The 20,584-nt window shown below is 75.4% G+C and carries 17 protein-coding genes; 6 read left to right on the forward strand and 11 right to left on the reverse strand.

Annotation, left to right across the window (positions count from 1 at the left end):
• Nucleotides 1–207 precede the first annotated feature (207 nt).
• Both hpt and V6U81_RS03235 read right to left on the reverse strand, forming a co-directional pair.
• Nucleotides 208–783, reverse strand: coding sequence for a hypoxanthine phosphoribosyltransferase (gene hpt / locus V6U81_RS03230; protein ID WP_334484113.1), 576 nt, complete (start codon nt 781–783; stop codon nt 208–210).
• A 100-nt stretch (nt 784–883) separates the two neighbouring features.
• Entirely contained in the window at nt 884–1,021 is a 138-nt protein-coding gene (locus V6U81_RS03235; RefSeq protein WP_334484115.1) for a hypothetical protein, read from the reverse strand.
• Between the two features lie 150 nt (nt 1,022–1,171).
• Between V6U81_RS03235 and V6U81_RS03240 the strand changes: the two genes are divergently transcribed.
• A complete protein-coding gene (locus V6U81_RS03240) occupies nt 1,172–2,134 on the forward strand; it encodes a GlxA family transcriptional regulator (RefSeq protein WP_334484117.1) in 963 nt (320 codons plus the stop codon).
• Here V6U81_RS03240 and V6U81_RS03245 read toward each other — a convergent pair whose 3' ends face one another.
• From V6U81_RS03245 to dacB, 4 genes are all read right to left on the reverse strand, one after another.
• Complete coding sequence (locus tag V6U81_RS03245; protein WP_334484119.1) at nt 2,135–3,769, reverse strand: gamma-glutamyltransferase family protein; 1,635 nt, start codon at nt 3,767–3,769, stop codon at nt 2,135–2,137. It lies immediately after the preceding gene.
• A gap of 184 nt (nt 3,770–3,953) precedes the next feature.
• Nucleotides 3,954–4,949: a tRNA lysidine(34) synthetase TilS gene (gene tilS / locus V6U81_RS03250; RefSeq protein ID WP_334484121.1), complete on the reverse strand. Its 996-nt coding sequence runs from the start codon at nt 4,947–4,949 to the stop codon at nt 3,954–3,956.
• A gap of 10 nt (nt 4,950–4,959) precedes the next feature.
• On the reverse strand, nt 4,960–6,027 hold the full coding sequence (locus V6U81_RS03255) for a zinc-dependent metalloprotease (RefSeq protein ID WP_334484124.1): 1,068 nt from the start codon (nt 6,025–6,027) through the stop codon (nt 4,960–4,962).
• A 66-nt stretch (nt 6,028–6,093) separates the two neighbouring features.
• Nucleotides 6,094–7,566: a D-alanyl-D-alanine carboxypeptidase/D-alanyl-D-alanine endopeptidase gene (gene dacB / locus V6U81_RS03260; protein ID WP_420883961.1), complete on the reverse strand. Its 1,473-nt coding sequence runs from the start codon at nt 7,564–7,566 to the stop codon at nt 6,094–6,096.
• Nucleotides 7,567–7,953: 387 nt separating this feature from the next.
• Here dacB and V6U81_RS03265 point away from each other — a divergent pair, with 387 nt between their 5' ends.
• Nucleotides 7,954–8,460: an inorganic diphosphatase gene (locus tag V6U81_RS03265; protein ID WP_334484128.1), complete on the forward strand. Its 507-nt coding sequence runs from the start codon at nt 7,954–7,956 to the stop codon at nt 8,458–8,460.
• A 52-nt stretch (nt 8,461–8,512) separates the two neighbouring features.
• Here the strand turns inward: V6U81_RS03265 and eccD are convergent, their stop codons facing one another.
• Nucleotides 8,513–9,922: a type VII secretion integral membrane protein EccD gene (gene eccD, locus V6U81_RS03270; protein ID WP_334484131.1), complete on the reverse strand. Its 1,410-nt coding sequence runs from the start codon at nt 9,920–9,922 to the stop codon at nt 8,513–8,515.
• A 99-nt stretch (nt 9,923–10,021) separates the two neighbouring features.
• Between eccD and eccCa the strand changes: the two genes are divergently transcribed.
• The 4 genes from eccCa to V6U81_RS03290 all read left to right on the forward strand — a co-directional run bounded on the left by eccCa (nt 10,022) and on the right by V6U81_RS03290 (nt 17,036).
• The gene (eccCa, locus tag V6U81_RS03275) at nt 10,022–13,996 is read left to right on the forward strand and encodes a type VII secretion protein EccCa (protein WP_334484134.1); all 3,975 of its coding nucleotides are present in this window, start codon (nt 10,022–10,024) and stop codon (nt 13,994–13,996) included.
• A 76-nt stretch (nt 13,997–14,072) separates the two neighbouring features.
• The gene (mycP, locus tag V6U81_RS03280; protein WP_334484137.1) at nt 14,073–15,437 is read left to right on the forward strand and encodes a type VII secretion-associated serine protease mycosin; all 1,365 of its coding nucleotides are present in this window, start codon (nt 14,073–14,075) and stop codon (nt 15,435–15,437) included.
• Between the two features lie 42 nt (nt 15,438–15,479).
• Entirely contained in the window at nt 15,480–16,280 is an 801-nt protein-coding gene (locus V6U81_RS03285) for a phosphatase PAP2 family protein (RefSeq protein WP_334484139.1), read from the forward strand.
• Nucleotides 16,281–16,310: 30 nt separating this feature from the next.
• Nucleotides 16,311–17,036 carry a phosphatase PAP2 family protein gene (locus tag V6U81_RS03290; protein ID WP_334484141.1) on the forward strand — a complete coding sequence of 242 codons (726 nt, stop codon included), beginning with the start codon at nt 16,311–16,313 and terminating at the stop codon, nt 17,034–17,036.
• A 36-nt stretch (nt 17,037–17,072) separates the two neighbouring features.
• Here the strand turns inward: V6U81_RS03290 and V6U81_RS03295 are convergent, their stop codons facing one another.
• The 4 genes from V6U81_RS03295 to nth are packed head-to-tail and all read right to left on the reverse strand — an operon-like array spanning nt 17,073 to nt 20,556.
• Nucleotides 17,073–18,251: a MarP family serine protease gene (locus V6U81_RS03295; protein ID WP_334484143.1), complete on the reverse strand. Its 1,179-nt coding sequence runs from the start codon at nt 18,249–18,251 to the stop codon at nt 17,073–17,075.
• A gap of 58 nt (nt 18,252–18,309) precedes the next feature.
• Complete coding sequence (locus V6U81_RS03300) at nt 18,310–19,008, reverse strand: NUDIX hydrolase (protein WP_334484145.1); 699 nt, start codon at nt 19,006–19,008, stop codon at nt 18,310–18,312.
• Between the two features lie 49 nt (nt 19,009–19,057).
• Nucleotides 19,058–19,780: a TlpA family protein disulfide reductase gene (locus V6U81_RS03305; RefSeq protein ID WP_334484146.1), complete on the reverse strand. Its 723-nt coding sequence runs from the start codon at nt 19,778–19,780 to the stop codon at nt 19,058–19,060.
• A complete protein-coding gene (gene nth, locus V6U81_RS03310) occupies nt 19,777–20,556 on the reverse strand; it encodes an endonuclease III (RefSeq protein WP_334484147.1) in 780 nt (259 codons plus the stop codon). Before nth ends, V6U81_RS03305 begins: the two co-directional genes overlap by 4 nt.
• Nucleotides 20,557–20,584: the final 28 nt, after the last annotated feature.

The raw sequence follows: 20,584 nt of genomic DNA on the forward strand, positions 1-20,584 counted from the left end.
TTACGCGGACGGCGAACCGGGGTTTCAGCCGGCGTGGCGGGGAGCTCCGACCGACCACCCGACCGCCCGGTCACGCGGGTCGAGGGGCCGAATGCGGAGAGAACCTCCACGCCACCGACACCTACCGTAGTCGGATTCGCTGAGAGCCCGCTGAACGTCGGCTCGATGGACGCCGATACGAGCAGCTCTCGGCTCTGCCGGGCCGGGTCAGGCGCGGGCGTAGACCTCGGGCTTGAGTACCCCGACGTACGGCAGCTCGCGGTAGCGCTCGCCGAAGTCGAGGCCGTAGCCGACCACGAACTCGGTCGGGATGTCGAAGCCGACGTACTTCACCGAGACCGGGACCTTGACCGCCTCGGGCTTGCGGAACAGCGCGACGACCTCGACGCTGGCCGCCGAGCGGGACTCCAGGTAGCGCAGCAGCCAGGACAGCGTCAGGCCGGAGTCGACGATGTCCTCGACCACCACGACGTGCCGGCCGGCGATGTCACGGTCCAGGTCCTTGAGGATGCGGACCACGCCGGAGGAGGTGGTGCCCTGGCCGTACGAGGAGATGGCCATGAAGTCCAGCTCGGCCGGGGGGCCCTGCCGGCCCAGCGCGCGGGCGAAGTCGGCCATGAACATGACCGCGCCCTTGAGCACGCAGACGAGCAGCAGTCCGTCCTCGACGTGCGCGTAGTCCGCCGAGACCTGCTTGGCCAGTTCCGCGGTCTTCTCGCGGATCTGCGCCTCGGAGATGATCACGTGATCGATGTCGGCGTCGTACCAGGAGCCGTCAGCCATGACTCCTAGCCTGCCGTACGCCGGATGGCCTTCGTCGGCGGGGCCGCCCCTTTTGCCGCTGTCCCGCCCCGGATTTTTCCGGCCATCCGGACCAATCGCCTCAGCAGGTGCCGGACTGCCAGCGGCGGCCGTCGTCGCTCGGCTTCCAGTCGGCGGAATCGTGGGTGTCGGTGGTGAGGCCGGCCGCCGAGGCGACGGCCAGTCCGAGGAGGAAGAGAAGGAAGAGCAGGAACTCCATGGCGGCGCTCGCTTTCACATGGTCTGAGTGGTTTTCGCCGCCGGTGCGCACCGGACACCACCTAGTTTCCGCCGGGCCAGGGACGCCGGACAGTGGCAGAGATGCCATTGCCCATCGATTTACTGCCAACCTGTCGGTTACCCTCGTCACATGCTGCGCTCGGTCGCCGTCGTCGCCCTCGACCAGATCGCCCCGTTCGAACTCGGGGTGCTCGCCGAGGTGTTCGGCACCGACCGCACCGCCGACGGTTTCCCCGGCTACCGCTTCGCGGTGTGCAGCGTGGACGGCGCGCCGGTGCGGACCGCCGCCGGCTTCGGGCTGACCCCGCACGCCGACCTCGCCCCGATCGAGGAGGCCGACCTGGTCGCCGTACCGGCGCACGGCCAGGGCGGCGCGGTCCCGCCGACGGTGCTCGACGCGCTGCGCCGGGCCGGCGACCGGGGCGCGTGGCTGCTCAGCGTCTGCTCGGGGGCGTTCCTGCTCGGCGCGGCCGGGCTGCTCGACGACCGGGAGTGCACCACCCACTGGCGGTACGTCGACGAGCTGCAACGCCGCCATCCCCGGGCCCGGGTCCGCTGCGACTCGCTCTACGTCGCCGACGGACGGGTGCTCACCAGCGCCGGTACCGCCGCCGGCATCGACGCCTGCCTGCACCTGGTCCGCCAGGAGCACGGCTCGGCCGTCGCCACCCGGCTGGCCCGGCGGATGGTCGTCCCGCCCCACCGCGACGGCGGCCAGTCCCAGTACGTCGAGGCGCCGATCCCCGCCACGCCCGAGGCGCCCACCCTCGAACCGGTGCTCAGCTGGCTGATCGGGCGGCTGGACCGGCCGACCACGGTGGACGAGCTGGCCGGCCGGGCCGGCATGTCGCCGCGCACCTTCGCCCGCCGGTTCCGCGCGGAGACCGGCACCACCCCCCACGACTGGCTGACCAACCAGCGGGTGCTGCTGGCCCGCCGGCTGCTGGAGGAGACCCGGCTCAGCGTGGAGGAGGTCGCCGACCGGGTCGGGTTCGGCGACGCCGCCGCCCTGCGCCACCACTTCACCCGCCGGGTGGGCACCACCCCGCACGCCTACCGCACGACCTTCCGGGACCGGGTCGCCGCGGGCTGATCACCAGCCGAGCGCCGCGCCGTCGACCCGGGACTCGGTGCCCGCCGCGTAGCCGCCCGACTCGAGGCGCCAGATCGCCTGGCCGTACCCGAAGACCGACGGCTCCTCGGCGACGGCGACCTGGTGGCCCCGGGCGCGCAACCCGTCGACCAGGCCGGGCACCGCCGCCAGTGCCGGCTCCACCAGCAGGGTCCGGCCGGCGTGCCAGTACCAGCGGGGCGCGTCCAGCGCCGCCTGCGGGTCGAGGCCGTCGTCCACGGCGGCCGAGATCAGCTGGACGTGCCCCTGCGGCTGCATGTGCCCACCCATCACCCCGAACGGCCCGACCGGGGCGCCGTCGCGGGTCAGGAAGCCCGGGATGATGGTGTGGAACGGCCGCTTGGCCGGCGCCACCACGTTCGGGTGGTCCGGGTCGAGACGGAAGCCGAGGCCCCGGTTCTGCAACGCGAAGCCGTACCCGGGGAGCACCACGTGCGAGCCGAACGCCAGGTAGGTCGACTGGATCAGACTGACCATCATCCCGCCCGCGTCGGCCGCGCAGAGGTAGACCGTGCCGCCCCGCTCGGGGTCGCCGGCCACCGGGTCGCCGGCGCGGTCGGTGAGCAGCGCCCGGCGGGCCGCCGCGTACCCGGGGTCGAGCAGGGCGGCGGTCGGCACCGGCACCCGCTCCGGGTCCGCCACGTGGGCGTGCGCGTCGGCGAAGCCGAGCTTCACCGCCTCCACCCGACGGTGCAGCCGCTCCTCCGGGTCCAGCCCGGCCAGGTCGACGCCGTCGAGCAGCTGCAGCGCGAGCAGGGCGGCGATCCCCTGCCCGGGCGGCGGCAGCTCCCAGACCTCGTGCCCGCGGTAGCGCACGCTCACCGGCTCCACCCAGGTCGAGGTGTGCCGGGCCAGATCCGCACCGGTGATCAGGCCCCCGGTGCGGGCGGCGTGCGCGTCCAACGCCTCGGCAATCGAGCCGGAGTAGAAGTCCTCCGCCCCGGTCTCGGCGATCCGGCGCAGGGTGCGGGCCGCGTCCGGGTTGCGCCACCGCTCGCCGGGGCGCGGCGCCCGGCCGCCGACGGTGAAGACCCGGTCGAACTCGGCGTACTCCTCGCCGACCAGGCCGGCGTGCCCGGCCACCGCGCGAGCCCAGCTCGCGGCGGTGCCGGCGGCGACCGGGAAGCCCTGCTCGGCGTAGCCGACCGCGTCGGTGAAGAGGTCGGCGAAGGGCAATGAGCCGAACCGGTCGTGCAGGTCCCGCCAGCCGGCCGGCGCGCCCGGCACGGTCACCGGCAGCCAGCCCCGGGCCGGCATCGCCGGGCCGCGCGCCTGGGCGCCGCCGAGCGCCTCCGCCGGCTCCCCGCCGCGCCGCCCCGTCGCGGTCAGCACCACCTCCCGGGTGAGCGCCGCCGGGGACCGGCCGGCGGCGTTCAGCCCGTGCAGCCGCTCGCCGTCCCAGACGATCGCGAACAGGTCACCGCCGATGTCGGTCGAGGGCGGTTGGAGCACGGTCAGCGCGATCGCCGTGGCCAGCGCCGCGTCGACGGCGTTGCCGCCGCGCCGCAGCACGGCCAGGCCCGCGGCGGCCGCGAGCGGCTGGCTGGTCGTGACCGCACCGTGCGGGGCGAAGAGCGGCTGTCGGGGGTACGCCATCGGTCATGTCTACCGCCTCCGGCGGCTCCCGGGGAGGGGCCCGGCGCGCCGGGTGTCCGACTCACTCTCGGCACGCTTTGCTCTGCTGCAGCCACGGCAACAGTCGGCCGCGCCCGGTGTTGCCTCCACCGCAGCAGAGCAAAGCGTGCGACGGGGTGACCCGGATCCACCGTTGACGGCGCCCTCAGTGTGGGTCGACGGGCATCAGTGAGCCCTCGCGGCGGACCACCCGGATCGCACCGGGCAGGTGCACCGCACCCTGCCCTCGCCACTCGGTGACCAGGGCATCCAATGCCGCGACGTGCCGGTGCGACAGGGCGGCCGGCGGGGCGCCCAGCTCCCGTGCCCAGGCATGCAGCACCCGGGTGCGCACCGCCTCCGGCAGCGCGGCCAGCGTCGTGATCGACAGCCCCGGTCCAGCGTCCCCGGCGGCGGCGAGGGCGGCGGCCGCCAGGTCGTCCAGCGCGGCGGTGTCGGCGGCCACCAGCCGGGCCGTCCGGGCCAGGTTGTCCAGCACGCCCGGCCCGAGCGTGCGCACCAGCACCGGCAGCACGTCGGCGCGCACCCGCGCCCTGGCGTACGCCGGGTCGGCGTTGTGCGGGTCCTCCCACGGGGTCAACCCGAGCGCGGCGCACGCTTTGCGGGTCTGTTCCCGGGTGATCTCCAGCAGCGGACGCAGCAGCGGCACCCCGTCCCGCTCCCGGCGCGACGGCATCCCCGCCAGCCCATGCGGGCCGGCGCCCCGGGCCAGCGCGAGCAGCACCGTCTCGGCCTGGTCGTCGCGGGTGTGGCCGAGCAGCACCGCGGCGGCCCCGTGGTGCCGGGCGGCGGCGGTGAGTGCGGTGTAGCGGGCCTCGCGGGCGGCCGCCTCCGGGCCGCCGGGACGACCGGCGACCGTCACGGCCACCGCGTCGACCGGGTCCAGGCCCTGCTCACGGGCCCACCGGGCGACCGCCTCGGCGCGCTCGGCGGACCCGGCCTGCAGGCCGTGGTCGACGGTGACCAGGCCGGCGCGGCGCCCCGCCCGGGGGGCCACGAAGGCGGTGGCGGCGGCGAGGGCGAGCGAGTCCGCCCCACCCGAGCAGGCCACCAGCACCGGGCCCGCGTCGCCGGGCAGCCCGGCCAGCGCGCGGCGGACCGCGATCCGGATCGCGGCGACCGGCGGTGCGAGCGCGGCCACGGGCGTACGGTCAGCCGGCGGTCGGGGTGGTGGCGGCCGGGCCGTGCACCCGGGCCACCCAGGCGTCCGGGTCGCCCAGCTCGTCGAGCCGGGGCAGGGTCAGCGGCGAACCGAAGATCTTGTTGAAGCCGTCCATGCCGACCCGCTCGACGACCCCGTGCACGAACTTGCGTCCCTCGGCGTACTGGCGCATCTTGACGTCCACGCCGAGCAGCCGGCGGATCGCCTTCTCCAGCGGGTTGCCCGACTCGCGGCGCCGGTTGAACGCCGCCCGGATCCGCTCCACGCTCGGGATGACCTGCGGCCCGACCCCGTCCATCACGAACTCGGCGTGCCCCTCCAGCAGGGTCATCAGCGCGGTGAGCCGGTCCAGCACGGCCCGCTGGGCCGGGGTCTGCACGATGTCCAGCACGCTGGCGCGGCTCTCCGGGTCCTTGACCGCGTCGGAGAGCGTGGCCACCCCGCGACGCAGCCGCTCGACCAGGTGCTCGCTGCCCTGCGAGGCGTCCACGAACGCCTGCACCTCACCGAGGAAGTACGCCCGCATCCACGGCACGGCGGTGAACTGGGTCCGGTGGGTGACCTCGTGCAGGCAGACCCAGAGCCGGAAGTCGCGCGGGTTCGCCTCCAGCTTCCGCTCCACCTCGACGATGTTCGGCGCGACCAGCAGCAGCTGGCCCGGGTCGGCGGAGAAGACCTCGTACTGGCCGAGGACCCGGCCGGAGAGGTACGCCAGCACGGTGCCGGCCTGCACCCCGGTCAGTCGGGAGCCGACCGCCTCGGTGAGCGGGCCGGGCCGCTTGTCGCCGGTGAGCCGGTCGACCAGCGGCGTGATCACCTCACGCAGCCCGGCGATGTTGGCGGCCGCCCAGTCCCGGCGGTCCACCACCCGCACCGGCGGGTGGGTCACCTGGGACCGCAGCCCGGTGTAGTCGGCGACGTGCCCGGCCGCTTCCTCGGTGAGCCGCCGCAGGTCGCCGACCACCTCGGTGGCCTCCGCGTACGACACCCGAGGCCCCGACTTGCTCAAGGCCCCCGCGGTGGCGGCGGCCAGATCCCAGTCCACGAACTGCGCCATGCACCCACCGTACCCGCGCCGGAACACCCCGGCCCGGCGCGCGAGGACGGGCCTGGCCGGACCGGGTCAGCGGCAGCCGCAGGTGGCCAGCGCGCCGGCGATGCGGTCCAGGGCCCGACGGGTGACGTCGGGGTCGCCGGCCGGGGCGCGGTCGGTGAGCACGGCGAAGGTGAGCAGCCGGTTGTCGGCGGTGGTGACCAGCCCGGCGATCGCGTGGACGCCGGTCAGCGTGCCGGTCTTGGCGCGGACCACACCGGCCCCGGCCCGGGTCGCCGCGACCTGGTAGCGGTCGCCCAGCGTGCCGGACCAGGCGGCCACCGGGAGGCCGCCGAAGATCGCGGCCAGCTCGGGGTGGCTGCCGTTGCCGGCGAGCGCGATCAGGTCGGTCAGCAGGGAGGGGCTGATCCGGTTGCTCCGGGACAGTCCGCTGCCGTCGGAGAGGGTGATCTCGTTGGCCGGCAGGCCCAGCTCGCCGATCACCTCGTCCATCGCCGCGGCCCCGCCGACGAACGAGGCGGGCTTGTTCCGGGCCAGCGCGACCTGCCGGGCCAGCGCCTCGGCGATCACGTTGTCGCTGTCGCTGATCATGATGTCGACCAGGCGGACCATCGGCAGCGACTGGACCTTGCCCAGTTCGGCGCCGGGCGCCGGCGCTCCGGTGGCCGCCGCGGCGGGGGCGGCCGGGGCGGGGCCCTTGCCGACCTCGACGTCGCCGAGCCCGAGCAGCCGGGCGAACGCGCGGCCGGCGGCCAGGTCGGGCTCCGCATACCGCTCGGCCGCGCCGTGGGTGTCGTCGAAGGTCTTCCGGGCGGACTCCGGATCGCGCCGAGCGCCGTCGGTCATCAGCGCGGTGATCGACGCGCCGTACCCACCGGTCGGGATGTCGGCGTCCCAGCCGGGGCCGTGCACCGTACCGGGGAAGAGGGTCGAGTCCACCACGACCTTGGTCGGCGCGGTGCCACCCAACGCCTGCTTCACCTGCCGGGCCAGCTCGTCGAGGCGGGCCGCGCCGGGGTAGAAGCCGTTCTTGTCCACCGCCAGGGTGGGGTCGCCACCGCCGACCAGCACCACCTCGCCGGGGTTCGCGCCGGCCACCGCGCGGGTCGGGATCCGGTAGCCCGGGCCGCGAGCGGCCAGCACGGTGACGCCGGTCGCCAGCTTGGTCACCGAGGCGGGCACGGTGCCGTCGTCGCCGCCCCGGGCGTAGAGGGACTGCCCGGTCGTCACGTCGGCCACCGACACGTTGACCCGGCTGCCCAGCTCGGTCGCGCCGATCAGCGGGTCGAGCGCGGTGCGCACCCCGTCCGGGGTGGGCTCGGGCGCGTTGGCGTCCGGGCCGGCCAGCACCGGGGACGGGTCGGGCTCGGGCGGCCGGGCGGCGGCCGTCGCGGTGGTCTCCTCACCCAGCCAGCCGGCGACCGGGCCCGGGCGGACCACCACGGCGACCCCGGCGAGCACGAGCAGCAGCACGGTGGCCAGCACCGCGACCGGCAGCAGCCGGCTCCGGCGGCGCGGTGGCGGGGTGGGCTGCGGTGGCAGCGGGCGGGTGCTCACCGGCGGCGGGTAGCCGTACGAGGGCGGGACCGATGCCGAGCCGGCGGCCGGCGAGACCGGTACGCGTCCCGTGGCGGGTGCCGCGCCGTACGTCTGGGGGCGGCCGGACGGGTACGCGCCGGGCACCTGGACCCGGCCGCTGGCGCCTCCGGAAACGGATCCGGCGGACCCTCGTCCGTCAACCCCCTCCGGGCGGTAGTGTGAATCTTCCCTCCCCACGACCCCCTCCTCCCGCATCCCGAACCAGCCTGGGTGACACTACTTCGGTCCGAAGACTATGCGGCGTCCGGAGCCGGCGGGTGACACTTCACCCGTCCCGGGGCGTCAGTGGTTCCGTTTCAGCCAGCGTGGGCAGACGAGGGAGCGTGGAAGATGGATTTCGACGTCACGGTTGAGATCCCGAAGGGTCACCGGAACAAGTACGAGGTGGACCACGCGACCGGCCGGATCCGGCTGGACCGCACCCTCTTCACGTCGACCCAGTATCCGGCCGACTACGGATTCATCGAGGGCACCCTGGGCGAGGACGGCGACCCGCTGGACGCGCTGGTGCTCGTCCCCGAGCCGACCTTCCCGGGCTGCCTCATCCGGTGCCGCACCATCGGCATGTTCCGGATGACGGACGAGAAGGGCGGCGACGACAAGGTCCTCTGCGTGCCCTACGAGGACCCGCGCCAGGAGCACCTGCGCGACATCCACCACCTGGGCGAGTTCGACCGGCTGGAGATCCAGCACTTCTTCGAGGTCTACAAGGACCTGGAGCCGGGTAAGTCGGTCGAGGGTGCCACCTGGGTGGGCCGGGTCGAGGCCGAGGCCGAGGTCCGCGCGTCGTACCAGCGGGCCAGGGACGCCGAGGCCGCGGGCGGCGCCGGGCACTGACCACCACACGTCGAGGAAGGCCCGGGCCGGCGGCCCGGGCCTTCGTCGTGGGTCAGCCCAGCAGGCCGCGGGCGGAGTCGTAGAGGTCGAGCACCGCGCAGGCGACCGGGACCACCGAGACCACCAGCGCGGTGTCGGTCAGGTCGGCCACCCGACCGAGGTACGGGGAGACCGGCCGGCGGGCGTACGTCGTACCGGCGGCGACGGTGAGCAGGGCGACCAGCAGCCCGCCCCCGGCCAGCGCCAGCAGCCCGGTGGCGCCGGCCCGGCCGGCCAGCACCCCGCCGAGCACCGCGAACCCCGCCAGCCCGGCCGCCACCGGCGGGACCCGGTGGCGGACCGCCACGAAGAGCCGGGAGCGCAGCAGCAGCACCGCCGAACCCACCGCCACCAGCAGCCGGCCGGCGACCCCGCCGGTCAGCCCGAGCACGACCGCGGTGGCGACGGCCAGCACGGCGTGCCCGAGCAGCATCCCGGTGAGCATCTCCTCGGTGCGGGCCACCGCGGCGTGCACCCGGGCCCGGTCCGGCAGGTCCCGGACGCCGTCCGGCCCGCCGGCCGGGCCGGCCGGGCCGGCCGGGAGGGTGATCGGCGGCAGCGGCACCTTGCCGAGCCGGATGGCCAGCAGCGGGAGCCCGCCGAGGGCGAAGACCAGCGCGCAGAGCAGCACCGCCGCCGTGTCCGCCGGATCGAGCAGCAGGCCACCGAGGGCCGCGACCGCACCCAGCGCGCCCACGGTCGCCCCGGCCACGAAGACCCGCAGCCGGGTGGCCGTGCCGAGCAGGCCGAGCACCGCGACCAGCAGCAGCGCCACCGCGCCGGCGAGCAGTTCGGGGGCGCCCAGCCAGGGCAGCGGCCGCAGCGGGCCGACCGGGTCCCCGGAGGCGACCGCGAGGGCGCCACCGGCGAAGGCGTACGGGAGGGCGTACCCGCCGAGGGTGGCGCCGGTCGGCGCGTCGCCGTACGCCCGGGAGGCGACCGTGCCGGCGAGCGCGAGCAGCAGCGCCACCGCCACCGCGACGGGCCAGCCGGCGTGCTGCCCGGGCCCGGCGGCCAGCACGGCGAGCAGCCCGACGGCGAGCGGCACCCCCGCCCCGGCCAGCGCGGCGGCCCGGGTGGCCCGGGGGGACCAGGCGGCGCCCCGGCGGCGGGCGCCGTCGGCGATCGCCTCGACCACGTCGTCGTACTCCAGCTCGGGCCACTGGTCGTGGGCCGGCACCAGGTGCAGCACCTCGCCGTCGCGCACCCCTTGGGGCAGCAGCGCCTGCGCGGTCGCCAGCACCGCGCCGTCGGTACGCCGGAGCACCCAGCCGCCGTGCCGCTCGCCGTCGTCGGCCAGCCCCTCGCCGGCGTGCCGCAGCACCTCGGGCAGCAGCTCGGCCAGCGGGACCTGCTCCGGCAGCGCCACGTCCACCCGCCGCAGCGGTGCGCTGATCGTGACTCGGGCCAGCCCGGTAGTCATCGACTGATCTCCATATCGATCGGTAACGGTGGCTGACGGACGACAGGACTTTACCTACCATGAGCCAGGCTCGGGTTACCGAGAGCCATGGGAGGCTCAGTGTCCACTGTCGTCATCAAGCGACCGCCGCGCCGGCCGGCGCCGGAGATCCCGGTCGGTGACCTGCCCGTGGAGGCGCCCCCGGAGATCCCCGCCGTCACCGGCGCCCGCTGGCAGCAGGCGCTGATGGTGCTGCCCATGCTGGGCGGCACGGTGGCGATGGCGATGATGTTCGGCCGCGGCGGCGGGGCGTACTCGTACGTGGTGGGCGGCATGTTCGGGCTCTCCTCGGTGGCCATGCTGGTCACCTCCTGGGGCAGCGCCTCCGGCACCCCGAAGAAGTCGGAGATGATGGCCGCCCGCCGGGAGTACCTGCGGCACCTCACCGCGCTGCGCCGCCGGGTCCGACAGACCGTTGGGCAGCAGCGGGCCGGGCTGTACTACCGGCACCCGGACCCGGCCCGGCTCTGGTCGACGGTGGACAGCCACCGGGTCTGGGAACGCCGCCCCACCGACCCGGACTTCGCCGTGGTCCGGGTCGCCGTCGGCCCGCAGACCCTGGCCACCCCGCTGGTTCCGCCGGTCACCCGGCCGCTGGAGGAGCTGGAACCGATGACCGCCGGGGCGTTACGACGCTTCCTCGACGCGTACTCGGTGGTGCCGGACCTGCCGGTGGCGCTCTCCCTGCGCAGCTTCGCCCGGGTGCACGTGCGCGGCCTGCCCGCCGCCCCGACCCGGCCGGACGCGCAGGCGCCGGGCACCGGCTCGGCGGAGGCCCAGGCGCTGGGCCGGGCTCTGCTCACCCAGCTCGCCGTCTTCCACGCCCCCGACGAGCTGCTGGTCGCGGTCTGCGCCGGGCCGGAGCGGCGCGCCCTCTGGGAATGGGTCAAGTGGCTGCCGCACGCCCACCACCCGACCCGGGTGGACGCGCTCGGCCCGGTCCGGCTGGTCACCTCCTCCGCCGCCGAACTGGAACGGCTCCTCGACGACGTGCTCGCCAGCCGGTCCCGGTTCAGCCCGGCCGGCCCGGCCACCGACGGGCCGCACGTGGTGGTGCTGCTCGACGGCGGCGACCTGACCGGGGCGACCGACCTGACCGGCGACGGCGGCATCGACGCCGTCACCGTGATCGACCTGGAGACCCCGCCGCCGCGCCTGCTGGACCGCTTCGCGCTGCTGCTCGAGGTACGCGGGGACCGGCTGCACTCCTGGTCCGCCGAGGGGCACGCCGAGGTGGGCACCGCCGACCGGCTGGAGATCGCCGACGCGGAGGCCGTCGCCCGCCGGCTCGCCCCGCTACGGCTCGCCGCGACCGTACGCGGGGCGGAGGCCGCCCCCGGCGCCGAGCTGGGCCTGCCCGAGCTGCTCGGCATCGGCGACCCGGACGGGTTCACCGCCGAGCAGGGCTGGGCGCCCCGCCCGGCGCGGGACCGGCTGCGGGTGCCGATCGGCGTCGGCGCCGACGGCGGCGCCATCGAACTGGACCTCAAGGAATCGGCGCAGGACGGCATGGGCCCGCACGGGCTGCTGATCGGCGGGACCGGCTCCGGCAAATCCGAGCTGCTCCGCACCCTGGTGCTCGCGCTGGCCGCCACGCACAGCTCGGAGCAGCTCAACTTCGTGCTGGTCGACTTCAAGGGCGGGGCCACCTTCGCCTCGTTCGACCGGCTGCCGCACACCGCGGCGGTGATCACCAACCTGGCCGACGCGCTGCCCCTGGTGGACCGGATGGTCGACGCGATCAACGGGGAGCTGGTCCGCCGCCAGGAGCTGCTCCGCCGGGCCGGCAACTTCGCCAGCCTGCGCGACTACGAGCGGGCCCGGGCGGCCGGCACACCGCTCGCCCCGCTGCCCTCGCTGCTGCTGGTCTGCGACGAGTTCTCCGAGCTGCTCTCCGCCAAGCCCGACTTCATCGACCTGTTCGTCCAGATCGGACGGCTGGGCCGCTCCCTCGGCGTGCACCTGCTGCTGGCCAGCCAGCGCCTGGAGGAGGGGCGACTACGGGGGCTCGACACCCACCTGTCGTACCGGATCGGGCTGCGGACCTTCTCCGCGCTGGAGTCCCGGACGGTGCTCGGCGTCCCCGACGCGTACGAGCTGCCCCGCTCGCCCGGCCACGGCTACCTGCGCGCCGGCACCGAGCCGCTGGTCCGGTTCAAGGCCGCGTACGTCTCGGGGCCGGTCGCCCGGCGCGGCGGCGCGGCCGGCGGCGGCCCGGGCGGCAGCCCCCGGCTGCTCTCCTTCTCCACCCACCTGGTGCCGCTGCCCGAGTCGGCCACCCCGGTGGCGCTGCCCGCCGCCGAGGAGGAGACCGAGAGCCTCCTCGACGTGCTGGTCGGCCGGCTGGCCGGGCAGGGGCCGCCGGCGCACCAGGTCTGGCTGCCGCCGCTGGACCTGGCGCCCACCCTCGACGAGCTGCTCGGCCCGGTGAAGGTGGAGCCGCAGCGCGGCCTCGCCTTCGCCAATCCGGGGCTGCACGGCGCCCTCCAGGTGCCGGTGGCGGTGGTGGACAAGCCGTACGAGCAGCGGCGCGACCTGCTCTGGTTGGCGCTGGACGGCGCGGCCGGGCACGTCGCCGTGGTGGGCGGCCCGCAGAGCGGCAAGTCCCACCTGCTCCGGACGCTGATCTGCGCGCTGGCGCTCACCCACACCCCGGCCGAGGCGCAGGTCTACTGCCTGGACTTCGGCGGCGGCGGGCTCTCCGCGCTGCGCGACCTGCCGCACGTCGGCGGGGTGGCCGGCCGGGCCGACCCGACGGTGGTCCGCCGGACGGTCGGCGAGATCGGCACCGTGCTCGCCGAGCGGGAGCGTCGCTTCACCGAGCTGGGCGTGGAGTCGATGGCGGCCTGGCGGCAGCGCCGCTCCGCGCTGGCCGCGGCCGGTCAGCCCGCCGTCGACCCGTTCGGCGACGTGTTCCTGGTCGTCGACGGCTGGGCCACCCTGCGCGGCGAGTACGACGACCTGGAACCGCTGATCACCGACCTGGCCACCCGTGGCCTGTCGTACGGGGTGCATGTGGTGGCGAGCGCGGTCCGCTGGATGGACTTCCGGCCGGCCATCCGCGACCTGTTCGGTTCCCGGTTGGAGCTGCGGCTGGGCGATCCGTCGGACTCGGTGGTGAAGCGGAGCGCGGCGGCGACCGTACCGGAGAAGAGGCCGGGCCGGGGCGTCACCGCGCAGAGCCTGCACTTCCTCACCGCGCTGCCCCAGCTCACGGGCGGCGAGCCGGGCGAGCTGGTGAAGGCGGTCGCCGACGGGTGGGCCGGCCCGCCCGCGCCCCGGGTCCGGCTGCTCCCACCGGTGCTGCCCTACGCCGAGCTGGACCGCTCCGACGCGACCGGGCTGGCCTTCCCGATCGGGGTGGCCGAGTCGGACCTACGTCCGGTGACGCTGGACTTCGCCACCGAGCCGCACTTCGTGGTCTTCGGCGACGCCGAGTGCGGCAAGTCGTCCTTCCTGCGGGCGCTGGCCATCTCCATCGTCACCCGTTTCACCCCGGACCAGGCCCGGGTGATCCTGGTGGACTACCGGCGCAGCCTGTACGGCACGGTCGAGTCGGACCATCTGATCGGGTACGGCACCGCGGCGGCGCACACCACCGAGCTGATCGAGTCGGCGGCCGGCTACATGCAGCGCCGGCTGCCCGGCCCGGAGGTGACCCCGGCGCAGTTGCGGGACCGGTCCTGGTGGTCCGGGCCGGAGCTGTTCGTGCTGGTCGACGACTACGACCTGGTGGCCAGCGGCCCGGCCAACCCGCTGCGGGGCCTGGAGGAGCACCTGCCGCAGGCCCGGGACGTCGGGCTGCACCTGGTGCTGGCCCGCCGGGCCGGCGGCGCGGCCCGGGCCCAGTACGAGCCGGTCATCCAGCGGCTGCGGGAGCTCTCCACCGCCGGGCTGGTGATGAGCGGCAGCCCGGACGAGGGGCCGCTGGTCGGTCAGGTCCGTCCGGGGCCACTGCCGGCGGGACGCGGTCGTTTGGTCACCCGACGCGAGGGGGTACGGCTCGTCCAGCTGGCCCACCTGCCGCCACAGTGACCGGTGTGCCGGGAACGCTCCGTCAGGCAGGGGAAAACCGGTAATCTCTCCCAGCAGCACGTGTCCGCCGCGATGAATGGCTGAGGATGTGACCAGGGTTCGGCAGGGCTCCACGACGGCGCTCCACCGGTTCGCCGGCCGGGCACTGCTCGGTGCGGCGGCGACGGCCGTGACCGTGGTGGGCGCCGTGCCGTCGCCGGCGTCCGCCGTCCCGGCCCACCGGGCGACGACCGTCGCGGCGCCGGCGGCCGTGGCGCCCCTGGCCGAGCCGGACTTCGCGCCGGTCGACACGACCGCCCGGGCGGACCGGGTCCGTGACGACCAGTTCCAGCTCGAGGAGTTGGGGGCGTCGACGGCCTGGCGCACCTCGACCGGGCGCGGGGTCACCGTGGCGGTGATCGACTCCGGGGTGGACGCCTCCCATCAGGACCTGGTCGGGCAGGTGCTGCCCGGCATCGACCTGGTCTCCCCCGGCGGCGCCGCCGAGCCGGATCCGGTGGGTCACGGCACCACGGTGGCGAGCCTGATCGCCGGCCGCAACGACGACCGGCGGGGCGTGGTCGGGCTGGCGCCGGACGCGCGCATCCTGCCGGTCCGGGTGCTCGACGACGAGAACCGCTACGACGACGCGCTGATCGTCGCCAAGGGGGTCCGCTGGGCGGTCGACAACGGGGCGCGCGTGATCAACCTGTCGCTGGGCGGCGGCGGCGACAGCCCGGCGCTGGCCGCCGCCCTCGACTACGCCTTCGCCCGGGACGTGGTGGTGGTGGCCTGCACCGGCAACGTGGCCACCTCGACCAGCACCAAGGTCTGGTACCCGGCCCGGGAGCCCGGCGTGATCGCCGTGGCCGGCCTGGAACGCGACAGCGAGAACCTCTGGGCCGGCTCGATCACCGGGCACGCCACCGTGCTGACCGCCCCCGCCACCGGGCTGATCGGGGCGCGGCCTCCCGGCGGCTACTGGGGAGTGCAGGGCACCAGCTTCGCCTCGCCGCTGGTCGCGGCGACCGCCGCGCTGATCCGGGCCCGCTACCCGCAGATGTCCGCCGGGGACGTGGTGAACCGGCTGCTGGTCACCGCGAAGGACATCGGGCCCGCCGGCCGCGACGACCGTTTCGGGTACGGCCTGGTCGACCCGGTCGCGGCGCTGACCGCGGACGTGCCGGCGACGCACCGCAACCCGCTGGACGACAACGCCTCCCCGGGGGTGGTGGGCTTCGGCCCGGCCCCCGGTTCGGCGGACGGCGCCCAGGCCGGCGGCACCGGGGCGGACCCGCTCGGCTTCACCGCCCCCCGCCAGCACGCCCGCTGGACGGCCCAGCCAGCCGGTGCCGGGGAGGACCCGGCGCCCCGCCGGCTCTGGACCGGTGTCGCCATCCTGGTCGCCCTGGTCACCGGCGCGGCGCTGATGATCCGCCGGTTCCGCCAGTGGCGGCGCTGAGGGCGGTCTGATCTCGCCTCCGGCTGGGTAAGTGCTGCTCCCATGAGCCACCCCGGTCACCGCGACGCCGTAGCCCCACCGGACCGGCCCTGGCGGGCCCGCCGCCTGGACCGCGACCATTCGCTGGGCCTGCGGCTGACCGTCGCCTCGGCGGCGGCGTTCCTGGTGCTGGTGCCGTTCGCGCTGCTGGCCGTGCTGGTGGTAGGGGCCTGGCCGCCGCTGCACGAGCTGGACGCCACGGTGACCCACGCGCTGCACCGGTACGCCGTCGACCATCCCGCCTGGGTGCGGACGATGGACGTCTGGACGCACGTCTTCGGGCCCGGGCCGCTGCGGGTGGCCGCGCTGGTCGTGGTGCTCTGGCTGTGGAGCCGGCAGGCGCGGCGGCTGGCGCTCTGGGTGGTCACCACGATGGCGGTCGGCGGGTCGCTCGGCGCGCTGCTGAAGCTGCTGGTGGGCCGGAGCCGGCCGGACCTGCTCGACCCGGTGGCCCGGGCGGCCGGCTTCTCCTTCCCGTCCGGGCACGCCTTGAACGCCACCCTGGCCGCCGGGGTGCTGCTGCTGGTGTTCCTGCCGTTCACCCGGGGCCGGCCGGTCGCCCGGGTCGCCCTCTGGGCGGCGGCGGTGCTGATCGCCGGCGTGACCGGGCTGAGCCGGGTGGCGCTCGGCGTGCACTTCACCAGCGACGTGCTGGGCGGTTGGCTGCTCGGTACGGCGGTGGTGGCGGCGACCGCCGCCGCGTTCACCACCTGGCGGGCGCGGACCGGCCGGCCCACCGCACGCCCGGCGAAGGAGGGCGTGGAACCGGAGCTGGCCGACCCGACACCGCCGGGCCACGCGTAGTTCATCGCCGGAAGGGGTAATGGGCGGCCCATGTCCGATGTCGCGGTGCAGGTCCTCAAGCGGGTGCTGTTCCCGGTCACCCTGCTGCTCTCCTTCATGATCCTGCTCGGGGTGCTGGTGACCCGGGTACTCGACAAGACGTGGCCGTTCACCGTGGAGGACATGGTCAACCGGGAGCTGGCCGCGGATCGCACCGGCGGGTGGAACGACGTCTCGCTGGTCTTCAGCACCCTGGCCAGCACCCAGGTGATCGTCGTGGTCACGGTGCTGGTGGCGCTGATCCTGCGGCTGGTGCTGCACCGCTGGCGGGAGCCGCTGTTCCTGTGCGCGGCGGTGAGCGCCCAGGCGCTGGTCTTCCTGCTGACCACCATGGCGATCGACCGGCGCCGGCCGGCCGTGGAGCACATGGACGTCTCGCCGCCCACCTCCAGCTTCCCGTCCGGGCACACCTCGGCGTCGGTGGCGCTCTACGTCGGCATCGCGCTGCTGCTGGCCCTGAGGGCGAAGAGCACCGCGGCGAAGGCCACCTGGTGGACGCTGCTGGTGCTGGTGCCGATCGGGGTGGCGGTAGGCCGGATGTACCGGGGCATGCACCACCCGAGCGACGTGGTCGCCTCGTTCGTCAACGGCGGCATCTGCGTGGCGATCATGGCGCGGGCGGTGCTGGACCGGACCCTCCACTGGGGTCGGGCCAAGCTCCCCGGGCTCACCACATCGGGCGACGTGGGCGCCGCCCGGGCCTCCGCCGGGAGCTGACCCCGACCGCGGTCGGCCGGGGTCCGCGGGCGGGGCTCAGGTGCACTCGCCGGTGCCCACCCCACGGGTACGCTCCGCGCCGGCCAGCGCCACCGCCCGGGCCTCGGCGGCGGTCACCGCGAAGCCGGTGTTCGGGTCGTCCGCCGCCGCCGCGAAGATCACGCCGAGCACCAGGCCGTTCGAGGAGACCAGCGGGCCGCCGGAGTTGCCGCTGCGGACCAGCGCCCGGATCGTGTAGATCTCCCGGGTCACGTCGCCGGAGGAGTAGATGTCCGGCCCGGTGATCCGGTCGACGTCCCGTACCCGGGCCGGCCGGGCGTCGTACGGGCCGTCGAGCGGGAAGCCGAGCACGATCGCGTCCGCGCCGGAGGCGGCCTGCCCGGCGGCGAAGCGCAGCGACGGGCCGGGGAGCCCCGGCACGTGCAGCACGGCGAGGTCGCGGTCCGGGTCATAGACGACCACCTCGCCGTCGTACCGTTCGCCGCGCAGCTCGACCGCGACGGAGCGGGTGCCGGCGACGACGTGCGCGTTGGTCATCACCCGGTCGTCGGCGTACACGAAGCCGGAGCCCTCGATCCGGCGGGCGCAGCTGGGCGCGGAGCCGAGCACCTTGACCACGGCGCGCTGGCTGTTGGCCACCACCTGCGAGCCGGCGAGCGCCGGGTCGGGCGGCGAGACCTGCCGGGCGGAGGTACGGCCCAATCCGTTGAAGACGTCCGGGAAGCCGTTGGTGTCGACGGTGTCCCGCAGCGCGGTGGAGAGCTCCTGGGCCCGGTCCGGCAGGACCCGGTCCACCACGGTCAGCAGGGCGCTGTTCTTGACCGAGGCGGCCAGCCAGGGCAGCGACGACGAGCCGAGCGGCACCGCGACCAGCCAGGCCACCAGCATCACCGCGAAGATCGAGACGAACGCGCCGCCGACGTCGTCGGCGCGCTTGGCCACGTCATTGGTGATGGTGCGGCGCAGGTGCGAGCCGAGCCAGCCGGCGAGCGCCTGGCCCAGCACGGCCAGCCCGAAGACGGCGACCAGAGAGACCAGCACCCTGGTCCCGCTGTCGACGAACTGCCGGGCCAGCAGCGGGCCGACCTGGAGGCCGATGAGCGCACCCAGGAAGAACCCGGAGAACGACAGCGCTCCGATGACGAAACCCTGGCGGTATCCGCTGATCGCGAACACGAGCATGAGCAGGAGCAGAACGAGATCCACGGCGGACACGGGTCAAGGGTACGGGCACCGGGCTCGGCGGAGGTCCACCGCTTGCGGAACGTGACCGTCAGGTCAGCGGGCCGGCCATCTCGTCGACTTCGTCGGTGCCCGCCGAGGGCGCCGGGGTGGCCCCGACCGGCGGCAGCTCCATGACCCGGCCACGCGGCCAGGGACGGGCCCAGCCGCCCATCTCGAGCAGGGTGGCGAGCACCCCGGCGGTGAAGCCCCAGACGAGCATCCCCCGGGCCGAGAAGGCCGGGCCGATCCAGCCGCTGGGGTGGCGTACCCGCATCCGGTTGGCCGGGTCGACCAGTTCGGCGATCGGCAGCCGGGCGACGTGGGCGACCTCGGCCGGCTCGCGGGGGTGCACCGGGTGCGGGGTGTGCCACCAGGCCAGCACCGGGGTGACCACGAAGTCGCTGACCGGGATCCAGAGCTTCGGCAGCTCGGCCAGGACGGTGACGCTGGCCGGGTCGAGGCCGACCTCCTCGTTGGCCTCGCGCAGCGCGGTGGCGGAGGCGTCGGCGTCCTCCGGGTCGGCCGCGCCACCGGGGAAGGCCGGCTGACCGGCGTGGTTGCGCAGGGTGGCGGCCCGCTGGAGCACCAGCACGTCCGGGCCGGCGCCCGGCTCCTCGCCGAGCAGCACCAGCACCGCACTCTCCCGGCCGCCCTCCTCGGGGGTGGTGAGCCGGGTGAAGTCCTCGGCGCGGGCGGTGCCGAGCCGGCCCAGCAGCGGGTCGATCCAGGACGGCGGGCGGCGGGTCACCGCGACACTCCTGGTCGCGACCGCGCGGCTCGCGGCTCACTCGTCGCGCTCACGACGGCACCGCCACACCCAGGTGCCGCTCGACCAGCGCGGCGAGGCGGGCGTCGTCGAGGGCGCCGGTCGCGTCGACGTGGCGTACCCGCCCGTCGGCGTCGACGAGCAGGGTGAGCGGAAGGGCGTTGCGCCGCAGTTCCCGTTGCAGCGCCTCGCCCTGGTCGACCAGCATCGGGAAGCGGACGCCGAAGTCCTCGCCGATGGACCGGGCGCCGTCGCGGGTGTCCCGGCTGTTGACCCCGAGCACCTGGAACCGGCCGGCGGAGCGTTCGCTGAGCCGCTGGAAGGCGGGCAGTTCCTTGCGGCAGGGCGGGCACCAGGACGCCCAGACGTTGACCACGGCGGGGCCCCGCACGTCGCGCAGCGCCACCGGGCCGCCCCCGGTGAAGCAGGAGAGGGTCAGCTCGGGCAGCAGCTCCCCCGCCCCGCCGGCAGCCGCGGTGGCGGCGCCGGCTGCTCCGCTGCCCAGCGGCGACGCGCTGCCCGTCCGGGCGGCAATGCCCGTCGGGGCGGCACTGCCCGTCGGGGCGGCACTGCCCGTCGGGGCGGCGCTGCCGCTCGGGGCGGCGCCGGGCGGGCTGGTCAGCGTGGCGCAGTCGGCGAACGGCGACGGCCGCTCGGCGCGGGCGGTCGGGGTGGCCTGCTCCTGCTCGGTGGCGGTGCAGCCGGCGGCGGCCAGCAGCGCCGGGACGAGCAGGGCGGCGAGTCGCCGGTTCACGGCGCCTCCGCGGCGATGGCCTGCTGGGGCACCAGCTCCGGGTCCACCCCGGCGGCGACCGCGAGGTCCCACGCCCGGGGGCCCTTGAGCAGCTTGGCGGCGGCGGTCGGATCGGTCGGCCCGGTCCCGTACGACGGGCAGAGCTTCGCCAGCGTGCACGCGCCGCAGGCGGGCTTGCGGGCGTGGCAGACCCGCCGGCCGTGGAAGATGATCCGGTGCGAGAGCATGGTCCACTCCCGCTTCGGGAAGAGGGCGCCGATCTCGTGCTCGATCTTGACCGGGTCGGTCTGGGCGGTCAGCTTCCAGCGCTGCACCAGCCGCTGGAAGTGGGTGTCGACGGTGATCCCCGGGACGTCGAAGGCGTTGCCGAGGATGACGTTGGCGGTTTTGCGGCCGATCCCGGGCAGCGTCACCAGGTCGACAAGCTTGCCGGGGACCCGGCCGTCGTACCGCTCGACCAGGGCCTGGCCCAGCTTGATCAGCGAGTCGGTCTTGTTGCGGTAGAACCCGGTCGGCCGGATCAGCTCCTCCAGCTCGGCCCGGTCCGCGCCCGCGTAGTCGGCGGCGGTCGGATAGCGGGTGAAGAGCTTCGGGGTGACCTCGTTGACCTTTTTGTCGGTGCACTGCGCGGAGAGAATGGTGGCGACGGCCAGCTCCAGCGCGTTGGAGTGGTCGAGTTCACAGTGCGCGTCGGGGTGCGCCTCGGTCAGCGCCCGGCCGATCCGCCGGGCGCGCCGGGTACGACCGAGGTCGGTCTCGGTGGAACTGATGGTCACGCCGGCCAGCCTACGTCGCCGGGACGAC

Origin of the sequence: Micromonospora lacuserhaii (assembly GCF_036902735.1) — a bacterium.
Classification (GTDB): Bacteria; Actinomycetota; Actinomycetes; order Mycobacteriales; family Micromonosporaceae; genus Micromonospora.

Bases quoted from the DNA above. Each gene is read 5' to 3' on its own strand.
- hpt (WP_334484113.1), bottom strand. From the start codon at position 783: ATGGCTGACGGCTCCTGGTACGACGCCGACATCGATCACGTGATCATC.
- V6U81_RS03265 (WP_334484128.1), top strand. From the start codon at position 7,954: ATGGATTTCGACGTCACGGTTGAGATCCCGAAGGGTCACCGGAACAAG.
- V6U81_RS03290 (WP_334484141.1), top strand. From the start codon at position 16,311: ATGTCCGATGTCGCGGTGCAGGTCCTCAAGCGGGTGCTGTTCCCGGTC.
- mycP (WP_334484137.1), top strand. From the start codon at position 14,073: ATGGCTGAGGATGTGACCAGGGTTCGGCAGGGCTCCACGACGGCGCTC.
- V6U81_RS03235 (WP_334484115.1), bottom strand. From the start codon at position 1,021: ATGGAGTTCCTGCTCTTCCTTCTCTTCCTCCTCGGACTGGCCGTCGCC.
- eccD (WP_334484131.1), bottom strand. From the start codon at position 9,922: ATGACTACCGGGCTGGCCCGAGTCACGATCAGCGCACCGCTGCGGCGG.
- V6U81_RS03245 (WP_334484119.1), bottom strand. From the start codon at position 3,769: ATGGCGTACCCCCGACAGCCGCTCTTCGCCCCGCACGGTGCGGTCACG.
- V6U81_RS03285 (WP_334484139.1), top strand. From the start codon at position 15,480: ATGAGCCACCCCGGTCACCGCGACGCCGTAGCCCCACCGGACCGGCCC.
- V6U81_RS03255 (WP_334484124.1), bottom strand. From the start codon at position 6,027: ATGGCGCAGTTCGTGGACTGGGATCTGGCCGCCGCCACCGCGGGGGCC.
- V6U81_RS03240 (WP_334484117.1), top strand. From the start codon at position 1,172: ATGCTGCGCTCGGTCGCCGTCGTCGCCCTCGACCAGATCGCCCCGTTC.